General features: G+C 67.6%; 19 protein-coding genes. 11 read left to right on the top strand and 8 right to left on the bottom strand.

Features of this window, described 5'->3' with window-relative positions; all coding sequences use genetic code 11:
- Window position 1 precedes the first annotated feature (1 nt).
- A complete protein-coding gene (gene murG / locus AC1DSO_RS17830; protein WP_477070101.1) occupies window positions 2-1087 on the top strand; it encodes an undecaprenyldiphospho-muramoylpentapeptide beta-N-acetylglucosaminyltransferase in 1086 nt (361 codons plus the stop codon).
- Between the two features lie 20 nt (window positions 1088-1107).
- On the opposite strand, the gene AC1DSO_RS17835 is transcribed toward murG, so the two are convergent.
- Window positions 1108-1668, bottom strand: coding sequence for a TetR/AcrR family transcriptional regulator (locus AC1DSO_RS17835; RefSeq protein WP_477070102.1), 561 nt, complete (start codon window positions 1666-1668; stop codon window positions 1108-1110).
- 44 nt (window positions 1669-1712) lie between these two features.
- Here AC1DSO_RS17835 and AC1DSO_RS17840 point away from each other — a divergent pair, with 44 nt between their 5' ends.
- On the top strand, window positions 1713-2174 hold the full coding sequence (locus tag AC1DSO_RS17840) for an SRPBCC family protein (RefSeq protein WP_477070103.1): 462 nt from the start codon (window positions 1713-1715) through the stop codon (window positions 2172-2174).
- A gap of 32 nt (window positions 2175-2206) precedes the next feature.
- Here the strand turns inward: AC1DSO_RS17840 and AC1DSO_RS17845 are convergent, their stop codons facing one another.
- The 3 genes from AC1DSO_RS17845 to AC1DSO_RS17855 all read right to left on the bottom strand — a co-directional run bounded on the left by AC1DSO_RS17845 (window position 2207) and on the right by AC1DSO_RS17855 (window position 3325).
- A complete protein-coding gene (locus AC1DSO_RS17845; protein WP_477070104.1) occupies window positions 2207-2494 on the bottom strand; it encodes a hypothetical protein in 288 nt (95 codons plus the stop codon).
- Window positions 2495-2594: 100 nt separating this feature from the next.
- Window positions 2595-2807 carry a hypothetical protein gene (locus AC1DSO_RS17850; RefSeq protein WP_477070105.1) on the bottom strand — a complete coding sequence of 71 codons (213 nt, stop codon included), beginning with the start codon at window positions 2805-2807 and terminating at the stop codon, window positions 2595-2597.
- Window positions 2804-3325, bottom strand: a complete 522-nt coding sequence (locus AC1DSO_RS17855; RefSeq protein WP_477070106.1) for a hypothetical protein — start codon at window positions 3323-3325, stop codon at window positions 2804-2806. Before AC1DSO_RS17855 ends, AC1DSO_RS17850 begins: the two co-directional genes overlap by 4 nt.
- Between AC1DSO_RS17855 and murC the strand changes: the two genes are divergently transcribed.
- From murC to ftsZ, 8 genes are all read left to right on the top strand, one after another.
- Window positions 3324-4742, top strand: coding sequence for a UDP-N-acetylmuramate--L-alanine ligase (murC, locus tag AC1DSO_RS17860; RefSeq protein ID WP_477070107.1), 1419 nt, complete (start codon window positions 3324-3326; stop codon window positions 4740-4742). The genes AC1DSO_RS17855 and murC overlap by 2 nt on opposite strands.
- Window positions 4739-5014, top strand: a complete 276-nt coding sequence (locus tag AC1DSO_RS17865; protein WP_477070108.1) for a hypothetical protein — start codon at window positions 4739-4741, stop codon at window positions 5012-5014. The genes murC and AC1DSO_RS17865 overlap by 4 nt, the downstream gene beginning before the upstream one ends.
- Before the next feature lie 9 nt (window positions 5015-5023).
- Window positions 5024-5953, top strand: coding sequence for a UDP-N-acetylmuramate dehydrogenase (gene murB / locus AC1DSO_RS17870; protein ID WP_477070109.1), 930 nt, complete (start codon window positions 5024-5026; stop codon window positions 5951-5953).
- Between the two features lie 213 nt (window positions 5954-6166).
- Entirely contained in the window at window positions 6167-7570 is a 1404-nt protein-coding gene (locus tag AC1DSO_RS17875) for a M20/M25/M40 family metallo-hydrolase (RefSeq protein WP_477070110.1), read from the top strand.
- 189 nt (window positions 7571-7759) lie between these two features.
- Entirely contained in the window at window positions 7760-8716 is a 957-nt protein-coding gene (locus tag AC1DSO_RS17880; RefSeq protein ID WP_477070111.1) for a D-alanine--D-alanine ligase, read from the top strand.
- Complete coding sequence (gene ftsQ, locus AC1DSO_RS17885) at window positions 8685-9593, top strand: cell division protein FtsQ (RefSeq protein ID WP_477070112.1); 909 nt, start codon at window positions 8685-8687, stop codon at window positions 9591-9593. Before AC1DSO_RS17880 ends, ftsQ begins: the two co-directional genes overlap by 32 nt.
- Window positions 9594-9621: 28 nt before the next feature.
- The gene (gene ftsA, locus AC1DSO_RS17890) at window positions 9622-10947 is read left to right on the top strand and encodes a cell division protein FtsA (RefSeq protein WP_477070118.1); all 1326 of its coding nucleotides are present in this window, start codon (window positions 9622-9624) and stop codon (window positions 10945-10947) included.
- Between the two features lie 343 nt (window positions 10948-11290).
- Window positions 11291-12823 carry a cell division protein FtsZ gene (ftsZ, locus tag AC1DSO_RS17895; RefSeq protein WP_477070113.1) on the top strand — a complete coding sequence of 511 codons (1533 nt, stop codon included), beginning with the start codon at window positions 11291-11293 and terminating at the stop codon, window positions 12821-12823.
- 86 nt (window positions 12824-12909) lie between these two features.
- On the opposite strand, the gene AC1DSO_RS17900 is transcribed toward ftsZ, so the two are convergent.
- The 4 genes from AC1DSO_RS17900 to AC1DSO_RS17915 all read right to left on the bottom strand — a co-directional run bounded on the left by AC1DSO_RS17900 (window position 12910) and on the right by AC1DSO_RS17915 (window position 17414).
- On the bottom strand, window positions 12910-14607 hold the full coding sequence (locus AC1DSO_RS17900) for an ATP-binding protein (protein WP_477070114.1): 1698 nt from the start codon (window positions 14605-14607) through the stop codon (window positions 12910-12912).
- A 4-nt stretch (window positions 14608-14611) separates the two neighbouring features.
- Window positions 14612-16132, bottom strand: coding sequence for an ATPase domain-containing protein (locus tag AC1DSO_RS17905; protein ID WP_477070115.1), 1521 nt, complete (start codon window positions 16130-16132; stop codon window positions 14612-14614).
- 164 nt (window positions 16133-16296) lie between these two features.
- Window positions 16297-17193, bottom strand: a complete 897-nt coding sequence (locus tag AC1DSO_RS17910; RefSeq protein ID WP_477070116.1) for an SPFH domain-containing protein — start codon at window positions 17191-17193, stop codon at window positions 16297-16299.
- Window positions 17190-17414 (bottom strand): hypothetical protein, encoded by a 225-nt coding sequence (locus AC1DSO_RS17915; protein WP_477070117.1) that lies wholly within the window; start codon window positions 17412-17414, stop codon window positions 17190-17192. Before AC1DSO_RS17915 ends, AC1DSO_RS17910 begins: the two co-directional genes overlap by 4 nt.
- Window positions 17415-17548: 134 nt before the next feature.
- Here AC1DSO_RS17915 and AC1DSO_RS17920 point away from each other — a divergent pair, with 134 nt between their 5' ends.
- Window positions 17549-18019, top strand: a complete 471-nt coding sequence (locus AC1DSO_RS17920; protein ID WP_047412480.1) for an Lrp/AsnC family transcriptional regulator — start codon at window positions 17549-17551, stop codon at window positions 18017-18019.
- Window positions 18020-18116 lie beyond the last annotated feature (97 nt).

Here is an 18116-nt window from a genome sequence, read left to right on the forward strand (position 1 = left end):
CATGAGCAAGCTGGCTGTCGTCGCCGCCGGAGGAACCGGTGGCCACATGTTCCCCGCCCAGGCCCTCGCCGAAGCCCTGTCCGCGCGCGGCTGGCGCGTCGTTCTGGCCACGGACGATCGCGGCGCCCTCTATGCCGACAAGTTCCCGGCCGAGGAGCGGCTGGCCCTGTCGGCCGCCACCGCCAAGTCGAACGACCCGCTGGGCATGATCAAGGCCGGCTTCGTGGTCATGCAGGGCGTGATGGAGGCCCGCGCGGCCTTCAAGCGCCTGGACCCGGCCGTGGTGGTCGGCTTCGGCGGCTATCCCGCCCTGCCGGCCCTGCTGGGCGCGCTGAGCCAGAAGCGGCCGACGGTGATCCACGAGCAGAACGCGGTCCTGGGCCGCGTGAACCGCTTCCTGGCGTCCAGGGTCGACGAAGTCGCCTGCGCCTTCCCGACCTTGCAGATGGCCAAGCCCGGGGTGAAGGCCAAGGCGCACGTGGTCGGCAACCCGGTCCGTCCGCCGGTGCGCGCGCTATACGACGTTCCCTACATCGCGCCCGAGGTGCAGCTGCGGGTGCTGGTCACCGGCGGCAGCCAGGGCGCGCGCCTGCTGTCCGAACTGATCCCCGAGGCGGTGGCCAAGCTGCCCGAGGACGTCCGCGGCCGGTTGAAGGTGTTCCAGCAGGCCCGCGCCGAGAGCATGGAAGGCGCGCGCAAGATCTACCGCAACGCCATGGTCGACTGTGAGGTCGCGCCGTTCTTCCGCGACATGGCCGGCTATCTGCGCCAGGCCCACCTGGTCGTCGGCCGCTCGGGCGCCTCGACCTGCACCGAGCTGGCCGTGGCCGGCCGGCCGTCGATCCTGGTGCCGCTGAAGATCGCCGCCGACGACCACCAGCGCTTCAACGCCAAGCTGCTGGAAGAGGCGGGCGGCGCGGCCGTGTGCCTCGAAGACGAGCTGACCGTCGACGCCATGGCCGGGGCCCTGAACGCGCTTTTGAAGGACCCCGAGCGCCTGGGGCGCATGGCGGCCGGCGCGCGCAGCGTGGCGAAGCCGAACGCGGCCGAGGAGCTGGCGGACCTGGTGGAGCGGACGGCGCGGTAGCGCCCTGCCAGGCGTCGGCCTCAGCCCTTCGCCGCGCCCGCGCAGAACACGCCGACCAACAGCGCGATGCTCTGCTCCGCGCCCGCTTTCGTCTCCGCCTCTTCGAGAATGCCGTTCACGGACTGGATCAGGACGCGCGCTAGCGCGGCCCCGTCCGTGGACCCGGACAGGTTCTCGGTGAACAGCGCGGCGATCACCGTTTCGAAGCGGTCGTTGGCGGCCAGCACCTCGCCGCCGCAAATCCTGTTCTTTTCGTTGATCAGCTCGCGTCCATACTCGGACGCATGCAGCAGCTCATAGACCCAGCTCACGCGGGCGTTGACGATGCCGAGCAGGCGCTCGTCCCAGGCGCCCGGCCGTCCGAACGCCGACACCACGGCGGCATGGACGCGCTGGTTGATCCGGCCGCTCAAGGCGCGGAACACGTCGTCCTTGGTCGGGAACGCGTTGTACAGCGAGGTGCGCGAAACGCCGGACGCCTTGGCGATGTCCGACATTGAGGTCTTGGCGAAACCATGCCGCGTGAACTGCTGCATCGCGCCGTCGAGCAGGGCCTCGATCGTGGGCGTGGAGGTCGTCATGGCCTGATGTTTACAAAAAGCATCATAAGTGTAAAATTTGTCCAATGAGCAGCAAGCCGAATATCATCCTGGCCGACGAAACCGTGTCGATCGCCAGTCCCATCTCGACCGTGTTCGCCTTCCTCTCCAACCATGAAAATTACAGCCGGTGGTATCCGGGCGCCGTGGCGGTGACATCTATGGATGGCTTGCCGCCAGGAACGGTCGGAAAGGTCTACCAGGAGACCCTTCGATTGCCGTCGGGACGCCACCGGATTTTCGACATCAGGGTCGTCGAAAGCCGCGCGCCCGAGCGGTTCATGACCGAGGGAACGCTGGCGCCGCTGCATCCCCGGATGGAGATGGGGCTGACGGCGAAATCGTCGCAGGAAACCGTTCTGAACCTGAAGTTCTTCAGCCGAAACCAGTCGCTCCTGGGCCGGTTTCTGATCGGTGCGCTGGTGCGGCGGGTCGTCCGGCGGCAGAGCCAGGCCGGGCTGCGAAAACTCAAGTCGCTGCTCGAGTAGCGCGGACGGCGAGGCCGCCCGCGCCGTGACGACTATTGCCGGACCAGCGCCTGCATGTCCTCGGGCTTGACGCTCGCGGGCGCCGACTTGCTGGTCAGGGTGCCGTCCCACCAGGGGCAGCCTTCCGTGGTGTAGTACTCGAAGCACTCGTTCCAGGCGGGCGAGAAGCGCGGGCCGACGGGATCGCACTTGGCCCAGCCCCACTGGATGCAGACCGGCGGCGGCGCGGCCATCGCCGGTTGGGCCAGCAGGGGCAGGTTGAACAGGGTGATCGTCGCGACGGCGGCGCAGGCGGATTTCCAACGCAGGCTGGTCTTCATGTTCACTCCCTCCATCCTCGGCATGAGGATTGGAGGAAGCTTTCGCCTATGCGGCGCGAGAGTCAATCTTAAGATGTAAGTTGAATATTTCTATCTAAAGCTAAGCCTTCGGTCGTCTGCCCGCCATCCAGCGGCGGAGCCGCCGATCCAGCAGATTGCCGACCGTGAACCACAGCACCAACAGAACGACGACCGACATCCACGTCGCGTTGTCGGGAGCGCCGTTCGGATAGAACCAATCCAAGATCGCGACACGGCCAATCTGCAGTGCGAGTCCGAATGCCAGCACGATGGCGATCCGCAGGATGTTCAAGGCTCCGCTCCCGTCTCGATTAGTGGCCGGCCAATCCTCACCGCCTCTTCGACGCTTCCCGCCACCGCAACCTTGGCGAACGGCTTCCATCCATCGCAGACGAGCTTGGCCACCGCCTCGTCGGCGCCGCCCGCCGGCAGCGGCGCGGCCGGGCGCTGATCGCCGGTCACCGGGCCCTCACGGCCGCCGGCCCGGATGCTGCCGAAACCGGCGTGAGCGATGGTGCGGGCGTCGCAGGCGATGACCTCGTGACGCCATCCGCCCCAGAATTCGTCGGTCCCGGCCTTGAAGCCGCCTTCGGTCACCTGGAGGACGCGCAGCCGCGCGGTGCGGCCGGTCCATTGGACGCTTCCCATGTCGACGAAAGCCGCGAACCGGCCGACGTCGGCCAGGCGCAGTTCAAGCGGGGCTGKGGGCGGGGCTGGAAGCGTGGCCTGGGCGAGGGCGGGGCCCGTCCACAAACTCAGCGCCAGGAGGGCGTTTCGCGTCGCGCGCAAATGGTCTAATCGGCTTTTCATGATCCAGCGTCGACGCCCCGTCCCCTTCGAACTCGGCCCCGTGCACTTCATCGGCATCGGCGGCATAGGCATGTCCGGCATCGCCGAGATCATGATCCGTATCGGCTACACCGTTCAGGGCAGCGACGCCAAGGCCAGCGCCAATACCGAGCGGTTGGAAAAGCTGGGCGCGCGGATCTTCATCGGCCACGAGGCTGCTCACGTCGAGGGCGCCTCGGCCATCGTCTATTCCACGGCCGTGAAGGCCGATAACCCCGAGATGGTCGCTGGCCGCGACAAGCGTCTGCCCCTCGTCCGGCGCGCCGAGATGCTGGCCGAGCTGATGCGGCTGCAGTTCTCGGTGGCCGTGGGCRGCACCCACGGCAAGACCACCACCACCTCGATGGTCGCGGCCCTGCTGGACGCCGGCGGCCTGGACCCGACCGTGGTCAACGGCGGCATCATCAACGCCTATGGCACCAACGCCAAGGTCGGCGAAGGCGACTGGATCGTCGTCGAGGCCGACGAGAGCGACGGCAGCTTCCTGAAGCTGAAGTCCACCGTGGCCATCGTCACCAATATCGACGCCGAGCACCTGGACCACTGGGGTGACTTCGACGCGGTGAAGAAGGGCTTCCAGGCCTTCATCGAGAACATCCCGTTCTACGGCTTCGCGGCCGTCTGCACCGACCATCCGGAAGTCCAGGCCCTGACCTCGCGGATCGAGAACCGGCGGCTGGTGACCTACGGCGTCAACCCGCAGGCCGAGGTGCGAGTCTCCAACATCGAGATGGGCCCCGAGGGCGCCAAGTTCGACATCATCGTCTCGCCGCGCGACGGCGAGGTCGTCCGCTACGACGGCCTGAAGATGCCGATGGCCGGCCACCACAACGTGCTCAACGCCACCGCCGCCGTCGCCGTGGCCCGCGAGCTGGGCCTCGGCGCCGAGTCGATCGCCAAGGGTCTGGCCGGTTTCGGCGGGGTCAAGCGCCGCTTCACCACCACGGGCGTGGCCAATGGCATTCGCGTCGTCGACGACTACGGCCACCACCCGGTCGAGATCGCCGCCGTGCTGAAAGCCGCCCGCGCGGTCTCGGCCGGCAAGGTCATCGCCGTGGTCCAGCCGCACCGCTTCACCCGGCTGCGCGACCTGATGACCGAGTTCAGCTCGTGCTTCAACGACGCCGACACCGTGATCGTGGCCGACGTCTACACGGCCGGCGAGCAGCCGATCGAGGGCGTCGACCGCGACCATCTGGTCGAGGGCCTCAAGAAGTTCGGCCACCGCCGCGCCCTGCCGCTGGAGAGCCCGGCGGCCCTGCCGGCCCTGATCGCCGCCGAAGCGACCAGCGGCGACCTCGTCGTGCTGCTGGGCGCGGGCGACATCACGTCGTGGTCCTACGCCCTGCCGGGTCAGCTGGAAGCGCTGGCCAAGTGAAGGTCGGCCCTTGGCTCGCGGCGAAGGCCGCGATCGTCGTCACGGTGATCGCGTACCTGGCCGGGAGCTGGTGGTTCACCGAGCTGCTGATCAAGCGACGTCCGGCGGCGCCGAGCGGTCGGTTCATCGTGCCGTTCAAGCAGCATGGCGGCGTGACCTATGTGACGCCGCTCGAACATGGGGCGCACATCGCCCTGATCGTCGGCGGCGTTCTGCTTGTCCTGGCCTGGTGGACGGTCGAGCACTTTGAGAAACGATCCAAGACGCGCTAGAGCCCTGGTATGAGCTGGAAAACCCATCTGCCCGCCGTCCGCGGCAAGCTGCTGTTCGACGAGCCCCTGGGCCCGTTCACCTGGTTCCGCGTCGGCGGGCCGGCCGAAGTGCTGTTCCTGCCGGCTGACGCCGACGATCTCCAGGCCTTCCTCAAAGCCCTCCCGCCCGAGGTTCCGGTCCAGGCGCTGGGCGTGGGCTCCAATGTCATCATTCGCGACGGCGGCGTCGAAGGCGTCGTCATCCGTTGCGCCGGGCGGGCCTTCGGCGAAGTCACCGTCGACGCCGAGGAGAACCTGATCATCGCCGGCCCGGCCGCGCTGGACGCTTCAGTTGCCCGGGCGGCGGCCAAGGCGGGGCTGACAGGGCTGGAATTCTTCGTCGGCATTCCGGGCACGGTGGGCGGCGCCCTGACCATGAACGCCGGCTGCTACGGCCGCGAGACCAAGGACATCCTGGTCAGCGCCTGGGGCTACGACCGGTCCGGCGAGCTGCGGGTCTGGGAAAACGAAGACTTCGGCTTCACCTATCGCCACACCCAGGTGCCGGCCAACAGCATGTTCTGGGTGCAAGCGATGTTCCGGGGAACGCCCGACGATCCGGCCGACGTCCGTGACCGCATGGCCGAGATCACCGCGCGCCGCGAGGCCACCCAGCCGATCCGCGAGAAGACCGGCGGCTCGACCTTCAAGAACCCACCGGGCCATTCCTCGTGGAAGCTAGTCGACGAGGCCGGCTGGCGCGGCAAGGCTTTTAGCGCGAGCGGTAAAGAGGGCGGCGGGGCGATGTTCAGCCCGCTGCACAGCAACTTCCTGATCAACACCGGCGAGGCGACCGCGGCCGACCTGGAAGGGCTAGGCGAGGCGGTCCGCGCCGACGTGCTGGCCAAGACCGGCATCCAGCTGGACTGGGAGATCAAGCGGATCGGGCGAGAGGCCTGACCGAACTCTGCTCCCCCGCGATGCGGGGGAGCTGTCGCGGAGCGACTGAGGGGGCGAATGCTGACGAGGCCGAGCTCGCCCCCTCCGGCCCTCCGGGCCACCTCCCCCGCAGCGCGGGGGAGGAGAAAACAGGCGCCCGCCACTTCCGAGCCCATTGCTGACTCCCCCTGGCGCGAACCGGTGCTATGACTCCCGCGCCATTGGGGAGAATCCTTGCTCATGTACCGTCGTCTTCTGGCTGCCTCCGCCACTATTGCTCTGATTTCGGGCGTCGCCCATGCCCAGGACCTGCGTACGGCCGAAGGCCTGCGCGACAAGGCGCTGCTGGACCGCACCGCCTGGGAGATCACCGAGGATCTCACCACCAATATCGGCCCGCGCATCGTCGGCTCGCCGGCCATGGAGCGCGCCAAGGACTGGAGCGTGGCCAAGTTCAAGGCGCTGGGCTTCACCAACGTCAAGGTCGAGCAGTTCGCAAAGCCGTCGTGGACGCGCGGCGAGGAGAGCGCCGAGCTGGTCGGACCCTATCCAATGAAGCTGGGCATCGTCGGCCTGGGCCGCACGGTCCCGACCCCGGCGGCCGGCATCGAAGCCGACGTCGCCCTGTTCCGCACCTATGCCGAGATGATCGCCACCCCGGAAGGCGCGCTGAAGGGCAAGATCGTCGTCATCACCCAGCCGATGGTCAAGGCGCAGGACGGCTCGGGCTACGGCGTGGCCGGGATCTCGCGTCGCGCCGGTCCGGTGGAAGCCGCCAAGCGCGGGGCCCTGGCCCTGCTGATCCGTTCGGTCTCGACCTCGGACTCGACCGTGCCGCACACCGGCGTCACCGCCTTCGGCGACGGCGTCGTCTCGATCCCCTCGGCCGCCATGGGCGTGCCGGAAGCCGAGCAGCTGGAGCGCCTGGCCAAGAAGGGCCCGCTGCGCATCAAGCTGAAGCTGGCCTCGACCACCGACGCCAATGACGTGGCCTGGAACATCTCGGGCGAGATCAAGGGCTCGGAGAAGCCGGACGAGGTGATCGTCATCGGCGGCCACCTGGACAGCTGGGACGTCGGCACCGGCGCCCTCGACGACGCCACCGGCGTAGCCATCACCACGGCCGCCGCCAAGCTGATCGGCGACCTGCCCAAGCATCCCAAGCGCACCATCCGCGTGGTGATGTTCGGTTCGGAGGAAAGCGGCGGCTCGTCCGACGCCTATATCGCCGCCCACAAGGACGAGGTCTCCAAGATCGTCCTGACCGGCGAGAGCGACACCGGCGCCGACCGGATCTATTCGCTGAAGCTGCCGGCCGGCGGCGCGGCGCACCCGATCGCCACCACGGCCGGCAACCTGCTGGCCCCGCTGAAGATCTACGTGAACCGTGAACCGGCCGCGCACGGCGGCGCGGACATCGAAGGCCTGGAAAAGGCCGGCGTGCCATCGATCGAGCTGGAGCAGGACGCTTCGCGCTACTTCGACTACCACCACACCATGGACGACACCCTCAACAAGGTGCGTCCGGACGAGCTGGCGCAGAACGTCGCGGCGTGGGCCAGCTTCCTCTATCTGGTGGCCGACAGCGACATCGACTTCCGCGCGATGAAGCCGGCTGGCGCGCCGGCGGCGCACTAAAACTAACCCACCCTGTCATCCCGGACGGCCGAAGGCCGATCCGGGACCGCCGGAAGCGCTGAGCTTTCCGCGGTCCCGGCTCGGCGCGCTTCGCGCTTGGCCGGGATGACAGAATAGGGCGTTGGCAGGCGCGCCCAGGCTGACTAGGAGTGGCTCATCCTCCAGCCTCTCCGAAGAGTCACCGCCTCCATGACCCAGCCCTTGTCAGGCCGCCACATTGCCGTGCTGCTCGGCGGCCCCTCGTCGGAGCGCGAGGTCAGCCTGGTCTCGGGCCGCGAGTGCGCCGACGCGCTGGAGCGGCTGGGGGCCAAGGTGACGCGGATCGACCCCGGCGCGGACGTCGCCCAGGCGCTGACCGCCGCCAAGCCGGAGCTCGTCTTCAACGCCCTGCACGGAGAGTGGGGCGAGGACGGTTGCGTCCAGGGCGTGCTGCAGACCCTGAAGTTGCCCTATACCCATTCCGGCGTGCTCGCCTCCGCCCTGGCCATGGACAAGGCCAAGGCCAAGGCCGTGCTGGCGGCCGCCGGCGTGATCGTCCCCGGCGGCGGCCTCTACAACCGACACGATGTCGCGCGCGACCATGTGTTGCAGCCGCCCTATGTGGTGAAGCCCAACGCCGAGGGATCCTCGGTCGGGGTGTTCATCGTCAAGGAAGGCGCCAATCGTCCGCCGGAAGAATTAGCCTCGCGCGCCTGGACTTTCGGCGAGGAAGTGATGGTCGAGCCCTATATCCGCGGGCTGGAACTGGCGGTCGCGGTGCTGGGTGAGCCAAATGGTCCCAGGGCCATGGATGTCACGGAAATCCGTGCATCCACAGGTTTTTACGACTACGAGGCCAAGTACTCGGAAGGCGGTTCGATCCACGTCCTACCCGCCCCAATCCCTGACGGCGTAAGGGATCGCGCCATGCGGATGGCCGAGTTGGCGCACTCGGCTCTTGGTTGCCAAGGGGTGACCAGGTCCGACCTCCGTTATGACGACATTAACGACATTCTGGTCCTTCTAGAGGTCAATACGCAGCCCGGCATGACGCCGACCTCGCTCGCTCCCGAGCAGGCCGCTCACGTCGGGATCCCGTTTGATCAGTTAGTTCTATGGATCGTGGAGGACGCTTATGCCCGCTGTAGTGCGGGGGGGACCGCCTAAGCCTAGGCGACCCCGGGCCGAAGCGCCCGCAAGTCCGAGCAAAGGTAAGCCGGCGCCCCGGGGGGCGCAGCCGGCCGCCAAGCTGCACGCCGCCAAGGGCGTGGGCCTCTCGCCCACGGTGGCCTTGACGGTGGCCGGCGCGGCCTTGGGCCTCGGGCTTGTGGTGATGTTGGCGACGGGTCACCGCGCCGAGCGCATCGCCACGTCCATGGTCCATGGCGTCGACAACAGTTTCGCTTCGGCGGGCTTCAAGCTGAAGACCGTCCATATTCGCGGCGCGTCCTCGACCGCCCAGGCCGACATCCTGAAGGCCTCGGGCCTTTATCTGGACCAGCCGACCCTGGGCATGGACCTCGCCGACGTCCGCACGCGGGTGCAGGGCGTGGGCTGGGTCAAGGACGCCAAGGTGGTGCGCATGCTGCCCGACACCGTGCTGATCGCGGTGGAAGAGCGGCCGGCGCTGGCGGTCTGGCAAAACCAGGGCCGCATGAAGGTGATCGACGGCGAAGGCCGGGTGATCAGCGAGGCCGACCCGGCCCGCTTCCCCCAACTGCCGCTGGTGGTGGGGCAGGGGGCGGACCAGGCCGCGGGCCTGATCCTGCCGGCGGTGGCCTCGCGTCCGCGCCTGCGTGACCGTCTGGAAGCGCTGGTGCGGGTGGACGACCGTCGCTGGGATTTGCGGCTGAAGGACGGCTCGCTGATCCAGCTGCCGGCCATTGACGAAGAATCCGCGCTGATTCAATTGGATCAGCTCGACCAACGGCAGCGAATCCTCGACATGGGTTTTGCGCGGATTGATCTGCGCGACCCCGAAATGGTGGCTGTGAGACCTCGCGACGCGGCGCTGCCTGGGCAGCCCGCGGCCGGCGGGGCGTAACGATTAGAGTGCTGAGGTGACGATAGCGATGTCGCGATTGGAGGAACGGAAGCAAGCTCGCGAGGGCCTGAAGGCCACGCTCGTGCGCCAGCCCGCCATCGCGGCCGTGGACCTGGGCGCATCCAAGGTCACCTGCTTCATCATGAAGGCCGACGGCGTCCACCGCGACAACCGCACCCTGACGACGGCCGGCGTGGGCTATGTCCAGTCGCGCGGCGTGCGTGGCGGGGCGATCGTCAACCTGGACGAGGCCGCTCAGGCCATCGCCCAGGCCGTGGAACGCGCCGAGACCGTGGCCGGCGTCAATGTCCAGGGCGTCAGCGTCTGCACGGCTGGCGGCCAGCTGGGTTCGAACCGCGTCCATACCCAGGTTTCGCTGGGCGCCCGCCCGATCGGCGACGGCGACCTGTCGCGCGCCATCGCCTCGGCCCTGGCCCAGGTCCGCATTCCGGGCCGCAAGCCGATTCACCTGCTGCCGATCGCCTGGTCGGTCGACGGCCAGCGCGGCATCCGTGACCCGCGCGCCATGTTCGGCCGCTCGCTGGGCCTGGAGCTGCTGGTCGTCTCGGTCAACGAGAACATCTTCCACACCCTGGCCCACTGCGTCGAACGCGCCCACCTGTCCTTCGAGGGCGTGGTCGCCGCGCCATTCGCCTCGGCCCTGGCGGCCCTGGAAGAGGACGAGATGGACCTGGGCGCGGTCTGCATCGACATGGGCGGCGGCTCGACCTCGGTGGCCGTGTTCAACAACGGCGCCCTGTGCCACGTCGACAGCCTGGCCGTCGGCGGCGCCCACGTCACCCAGGACATCGCGCGCGGCCTGCAGACCTCGGTGGTCGGCGCCGAGCGCATCAAGACCCTGCACGGCAGCGCCATCGCCTCGGCCAACGAGGACCGCGAGATGATCGAGGCCCCGCCGCGCGGCGACGATCCGGGCGCGGGTCCGGTGATCGCCCCGCGCAGCCTGCTCAAGGGCATCATCCAGCCGCGCGTCGAAGAGACCCTGGAACTGCTGCGCGAGCGCCTGAAAGCGTCGGGCGCGCCGGTCGAGCCGGGCGCGGGTATCGTCCTGACCGGCGGCGCCAGCCAGCTGGCCGGCGTGCGCGAAGTCGCCGTGCGTGTCTTCGACCGTCCGGTCCGCCTGGGCCGTCCGCGCCGGGTGCCGCACCTGGCCGACGCCGCCTCGGGTCCCGCCTTCTGCGCCGCCGCTGGCACCCTGCACCGCACGGCCTTCGGCCCGCGCGAGGCGGTCTCGTCCAAGGCCCTGGCCGGCGGTCCGGTCCGCAAGCGGCCGCTCGATCCCAACGCCAGCCCGATGGCCAAGGCGGCCGCCTGGCTGCGGGACAATCTTTAAGCGTGATTAACTCTACAGTTTAACTTTAAGGGCCCGGTCGAGCTTCTCGATCGGGCCTTTTGCTTTCCTGGCTAAGCTATATTCGCCAGAATTCGTGATCAGCGTCGTTCCGTCGCACAAGCCTGTGGATCTTCTCGGAACCCTTGGTTCGCTTGGAGATTCTGTTGATAGACCACAATTTATCCCACGGTCGCGCTCGACCAGACCACGACTCATATTATGCAGTTAACCGCCGATTAACGATGGTGGTTGTTCTGTTAACCTGATCGTCGAGGCAATCTTCGGCGATTAGGTGTCGCCGAGGTCTAGTTTGACGATTTCGGCGTTAGGACGCGAGGGTCCCATGGCTATTTCTCTTTCCGCGCCGCGTACGACCGAGCTGAAGCCGCGTATCGTGGTGTTTGGCGTCGGCGGCGCTGGCGGCAACGCCGTGAACAACATGATCGAGGCTGGCCTCGAAGGTGTTGAGTTCGTGGTGGCCAACACCGACGCGCAGCAGCTTCAGTTCGCCAAGACGGACCGCCGCATACAGCTGGGCGTGCAGATCACGCAGGGCCTGGGCGCCGGCGCGCACCCCGAAGTGGGCATGAGCGCGGCCGAGGAGTCCTTCCCCGAGATCGGCGAGCACCTCGACGGCGCTCACATGGTCTTCATCACCGCCGGCATGGGCGGCGGCACCGGCACCGGCGCGGCCCCGATCATCGCCAAGTGCGCTCGTGAGCGCGGCATCCTGACCGTCGGCGTCGTGACCAAGCCCTTCCACTTCGAAGGTCGTCACCGCATGCGCCTGGCCGATAGCGGCATCCAGGAGCTGCAGCGCTACGTCGACACCCTGATCGTCATTCCGAACCAGAACCTGTTCCGCGTCGCCAACGAGCGCACGACCTTCGCCGAAGCCTTCGGCATGGCCGACCAGGTGCTGCACTCGGGCGTTCGCTCGATCACCGACCTGATGGTTCTGCCGGGCCTGATCAACCTCGACTTCGCCGACGTCCGTACGGTCATGACCGAGATGGGCAAGGCGATGATGGGCACCGGCGAAGGCGCTGGCGAAGACCGCGCCCTGATGGCCGCTCAGAACGCCATCGCCAACCCGCTGCTGGACGAAGTCTCGCTGAAGGGCGCCAAGGCCGTTCTGGTCAACGTGACCGGCGGCATGGACATGACCCTGCTGGAAGTCGACGAAGCGGCCAACGCCATCTCGGACCAGGTCGATCCGGAAGCCAACATCATCTTCGGCGCGGCCTTCGATCCGTCGCTGGAAGGCGTGATCCGCGTCTCGGTGGTCGCCACCGGCATGGACGGCGCCTCGATCGCTCAGATCGAGCCGAAGCCGGTCAGCCGCAACACCACCACCCAGCCGCTGATCGCCGACACCACCCGTCCGGCCCCGCAGCCGGAACCGGCCCGTCCGACCACCCGCTACGAAGCGGCCCGTCCGGCCGAGCGTCCGTCGGCCTTCGCCACGCACGACGCGGCGCCGGCTTCCGAGCCCGAGATCGTCATGTCCGCGCCCCAGCCGGAGCCGGAAGCCGAACTCTATTACGACGCGCCCGTAGCTGAAGAACCGCGTATCGCCCAGCCGGCGCCCCGGCAGGTGACCCGCATCGTCGACCCGATGGTCGACGACGGCGCCAGCGACGAGCCGCTGTTCCCCGAGAACAACTATTACGAAGAGCGTCGTCCCCAGAAGCAGGGCGGCTGGCTCTCGATGTTCGGCGGCGGTCGCCAGCGCTATGAGCAGCCCTCGGCCCCGCAGCCGCAGGCCCGCTCGACCCAGAGCGCCCGCCCGCAGCTGCAGCCGCTCGAGACGCCGCAAGCCGACGACGGCGAAGACCTCGAGATCCCGTCTTTCCTGCGCCGCTTGGCCAACTGAAAGACGGACCCTAAGCGGGGACCCAAATGATCCGAAGCGCCCCGGGAGAAATCCCGGGGCGTTTTGCTGTGCGGGGAGGGCGCGCTCTAGGCGCCTTGGGCTTCGATAGGTCTCAGCCGGCCTAGCCCCGCCGCCAGCTGGTCGAGCCGGTACGGCTTGGGCAGGACATAGACCCCCATTTCCTGCGCCGCCTCGACGGCCGCCTCGGCGTAGCCGCTGGTCAATAGGATGGGGAGATGCGGTCGTCTGGCCTGAACCTCCTTGGCGAGGTCGACGCCGCTCATCCCGCCGGGCATCATCACGTCGGAGAACACCAGGTCGAAGGCGCGATCGTTGGCCAAGGCGCCGAGCGCGGCCGCGGCGCTGGACGCTCGAAAGACCTCATAGCCCAGCTGGTCCAGCATCTCGCTGACCAGGGCGGCGACTTCGTCGTCATCCTCGACCAGCAGCACGCACCCCATCGTCTTCGGGCTGGGACGTTCGCCGTGCAGGTCGATCAGGTGGCTGACCACAGGGCTTGGCTGATCGACCGACCGCGGCAGGAACAGAATGACCTCGGTGCCCCGATCGACCTGGCTGTCGATGCGGACCGTTCCTCCCGACTGGGTCGCGAAGCCGTAGACCTGCGCCAGGCCGAGCCCCGAGCCCTTGCCGATGTCCTTGGTCGTGAAGAACGGTTCGAAGACCCGATCCTGAACCTCGGGCGGCATGCCCGTGCCTGTGTCGATCACGGACAGGCGAACGAAATCCCCGGTCCGACCGCCGATGCTCTCGCCCGGGGCGTTGCGGGCGGTGATCATGATCGTGCCACCGTTCGGCATTGCGTCGCGCGCGTTGACGGCCAGGTTCAGGACGACCAGCTCCAGCTCGCCGGGATCGACGTCGATCGGCCACAGGCCCTCGGCGAACGCCAGCTCGACATGGACGTCGCCCCGCAGGGTGCGGTCGAGAAGCTCCGACATGCCGCCGATCTGGCGCATCAGATCCACCGGCTCCGGCTCCAGYGGCTTGCGGCGCGAGAAGGCCAGTAGCTGGCGCGTCAGGCTGGCGCCGCGCTGGGCCGCCTGATGCATGCCTTCCAGGATGCGCTTGCGCCGATCCGCGTCGGTCTGGCGTTCCAGCATGTCCAGGCCGCCCGAGATCACCATCAGCAGGTTGTTGAAGTCGTGGGCTACCCCGCCGGTCAGCTGTCCGATCGCCTCGATCTTCTGGATCTGCCGCAAGCTCTCTTCGGCGCGCGCGCTGACTTCCATCTGATTGTGAAGTTCTCGATTGGCCGCCGCCAGGTGGACATTCGCCGCCTCGAGCGCCTGCGTCCGTTCGGCGACAAGCCCCTCCAGCGCCTGGGCGGTGCGGGCCTGTTCCTCGAGCAGATCACGCACCTCGTACTGGCGCTGACGCGCGCGCCGGGCCGCCTGCAGCGCGCTTGAAAGCGTGATGGTCTGTACCGGCCGCTCCAGCAGCGAGACGTTGCGCAGGATTTCAACCAGGCGCTTTCGCCACGCGAGAACGACGGGCTGGTTCTGGCGGCTGGTCAGGACGACGAAAGGCAGGTCCGACCAGGCCGGCTGTCGTCGGACCCAGGCGCCCAAGGCCGTGAGGTCTTGGCCGAACAGCGCTTCCTCGGCGACGAAGATGGCCGCAGCGCCCGCCTCGGCGGTGTCGAGCAGGGTGGCAAGATCCGCGCAGACCTCGGACTCTATGCCGGCGCGCGCCAGCACCTCGGCCGTGGCCGTGGCGTCGCGACCCGTGGGCGCGTGGATGAGAACCGTCAGTCCGGGCATCGCTCTAGAGTTCGGCTCCGTCGGCGATCATCAGGGGCTGGGCGTCGCCGACATAGTGTGGCGTACCCCCGAAGATGCCGCTGAAATTCGTCAGGGGCGGCCCCAGCTTGAGGCCCTCGTGGCTGAGGCGATACTCGCGGATCGTGTGCTCGTGATTGCCGCTGCGCTTCTTCACGACCGACAGGGCCCGCCTGACCCTGCCGCCATATTCGAAGTAGCGCAGCATCAGGACCGCGTCGCTGAGGTAGCTGAGGTCCAGCGGCGTCTCCATGGGCCCGACCAGCCCGTGCTGCGCCAGCACTAGGATGGTCAGCACGCCTTGCTGGGCCAGATAGCTCAGCAGTTCGTGCATCTGCAGGATGAGGAAGCGCTCGTCCGGCATGGCGTTGAGATAGCCGTTGAGGCTGTCGATCACGACCACGCGGGCGCCGTCCACCTCGACGCTATGGCGCACCAAGGATGAGAACTCGCCGGGGGACAGCTCGGCGGGGTCAATCTGCTGGTAGTGCAGAAGACCCGACTGCATCGCCGCGGGCAGTTTCAGGCCCAGGGTCTCGCATCGCGCTTCCAGCGTTCCGCGCCCCTCGTCAAACGCGAAATAGGCCGACGGCTCGCCGCGCTCGGTCGCCGAGATCGCATAGGTGATCGCCAGCGACGATTTGCCGACGCCAGCCGCACCGATGACCAGCGCGTTGGTGCCCCGCTCTAGCCCGCCGCCGAGCAGCTGATCCAGTTCGGCGTTGCCGCTGGCCGCGAACCCTTTCTCGAAGGCCGTATGGTGCTCGTTGGCGATCAGTCGGGGATAGATCTCCAGGCCGCCGGTCTGGATGGTGAAGTCGTGATAGCCGCCGCGGAAGCGGATCCCGCGCATCTTGACGACCCGCAGCCGACGACGTTCCGCGCCGTAGTCCAGCGCGAGCTGCTCCAGCATCACCACGCCATGTGAAATCGAGTGCAGCTGGACGTCGTGCTCCTGCGCCGAGAGGTCGTCGAGCAGGATCACCGTGCACGCCCGGCTGGTGAAGAAGTGCTTCAGCGCCAGAACCTGCCGACGATATCGCAAGGGGCTTTGGGCCAGGAGGCGCAGCTCCGACAGGCTGTCGATCACGATCCGGGCCGGATTGATCTCGTTGACCTTGTCGAAGATCAGCTTGGTGGTTTCGTTCAGCTCCAGCTCGGCCGGGTGCAGGACCGTCAGTTCCAGCTCGCGGTCGAGCGTCGTTTCCGGGGGCACCAACTCAAAGATGTCGAGACCGGTCAGCGACCACTTGTGTCGCTTGGCCACCAGCTTCAGCTCGCGCTGGGTCTCCGACAGGGTGATGTACAGCACCCGCTCGCCGCGACGCGCGCCCTCGAGAAGAAACTGCAGGGCGATGGTGGTCTTGCCCGATCCGGGCCGGCCTTCGTAGAGATACATCCGGTTGGCGTCGAGACCGCCGCCGAGGATGTCGTCCAGGCCGGCGCTTCCCGTGGAAACGCGTGGAGGATCTTGGTCGATATCGTCGCCACTGATCACGTCGTTCATAGGCGTCCCCCTTCAGCGTCGCACAAAGGCCGGGCGCGGATCCGCTCTTGTGCGCCCTGGTCGGGGCGCGGAGATCACGCGCAAAGGCCCAGCTTGAACGCCTCTTCGTCGAAGGGAGTTCCTGACGCGTTCGCCGATGGCGGGGCGCGCTAGCGCGGCGCTTCCTAGTCGATCTTCACGAAAGGCGTCGAGCCGCCGGTGACCTTCGGCAATTCGCCATTCCATTTCTCGATGGCCAGTTGCTGCAGCACCTGCGGGTTGGCGCGTAGGGCCTCGCCCTTGATGCGGATGGACTCGGCCTCGCCGCGGGCCCGAGCGATGGCGGCGTTGGCCAGGGCTGTTTCCTTGGCTTCCAGGGCCTTGGCGGCCAGGGCTTCCTGCTCCAGCTGGGTCTTGGCCTGCATCTGCTGGATGATCGCCGCCGGGTAGCGGATCGAGCCGATCCAGTCGAGCTGCGACACCGTCACGCCGTGCTTGGCCCACTTGCTGGACACCCGGGCATAGGCCTTCTGGATCACCATCTGGCGACCGCCGCTATAGAGGGTCTCGACCCCGACCTTCTCGGCCTCGGCGGCGACGGCCGAGCGGACGTCGTTGCGGATCGGGCCGTCCAGCAGTTGGTCGAACGACAGGCGGTAGGTCTGGTAGAGGTTCGGGGCCGAGGCCGGATTGACCTGCAAGGTCACCGAGATGTCGGCCGTCATCGGCAGGCCGGTGTTGTCGGAGAAAGTGATCTCCTCGTTTTCGTTGCCGCGCTCGTCCTTCTCGCGAGTGTAGCTGTAGGTGCGCTGGATCACCGGATACTGGATGATCCGCTCGCCGATGCCCCGGAAGTACCAGCGGGCGGGCAGGGGCTCGGGCGCGACGCCGGCCGACGAGCCCAGGGTGCGAATCTTGACCCCGACATTGCCCGGCTCGACCGTGGTGCTGTGCGACAGGACGCTGCACGAGCCTAGAAGCAGCACCAGCACGGCGACCACGCCGATCAGGATCAGTTGGCCCTGCCGTTGGAACGGCGTCTTGAGCTTGCGCGAGGGCGAGGCGAAGGGGCTCTCGGTCATTCGGGGTCCTTGGACGAGGTCTTGAGGGTCTTGGAGAGGTCGCGGAGCAGGATGGCCGCCAGCTTGCCCAGCGCCAGAACGCCCACCGCGAAGGCGGCCGGCGCGGCGATCAGGCCAAGATCGGTTCCGGAGCCCCATAGCGGGCCGACGATCACGCGCAGCAGGACGATGGCCAGGAACACCCAGCCGACCAGATAGGCCGTGGCCTTGGCGTAGATCACCCAGCCCCTCCGAGTGTCGAACTCTCCCCATGGTAGGCCCGTAAGCGGGGCCGGACGCAAGGGGTGTCTCGCTGCCGCGATCGACTTGGGATAGCTTGGCGCCTTCTGCCAATAATTCCTGAAAACCGGTCACGATGAAGCTCACCCGCGCCGATCGGAAGATCCTCCAGATCCTGCAGGAGGACGGCAAGATCTCGAACGTCGACCTGGCCGAGCGGGTGGGGCTATCGCCCAGCCCGTGCCTGCGGCGGGTCAAGCAGCTGGAGGCCTCGGGCCTGATCAGCGGCTATGTCGCCCTGCTGGATCGCCGCAAGGCCAAGCTGGACGTGCTGGCCTATGTCGAGGTGCAGGTTGATCGCCACAGCGAAGAGGCGGCCGAGGCCTTCAAGCAGGCGGTGCTGCGCGAGCCCGAAGTGGTGGGCTGCTACGTGATGACCGGCGGTTTCGACTACCTGCTGAAGGTGGCGGTGCCCAACCTCGACGCCTATGCCGACTTCTCGATGAAGCGGCTCTTGAAAATGCCGGCGGTCAAGGACATCCGCTCGTCGTTCGTGCTGGACACCATCAAGGATTCTACGGCGCTGCCGATCGATCATCTGGATTGATCCAGCCTATGTCATCCCGGAAGCCTCGCAGAGGCTGTCCGGGACCCAGGGGCGGCGCAGTGCGGTCACCCCTGGGTCCCGGCTCTCCGCTTCGCTG

Source organism: Caulobacter sp. P4_E5, from assembly GCF_056401555.1.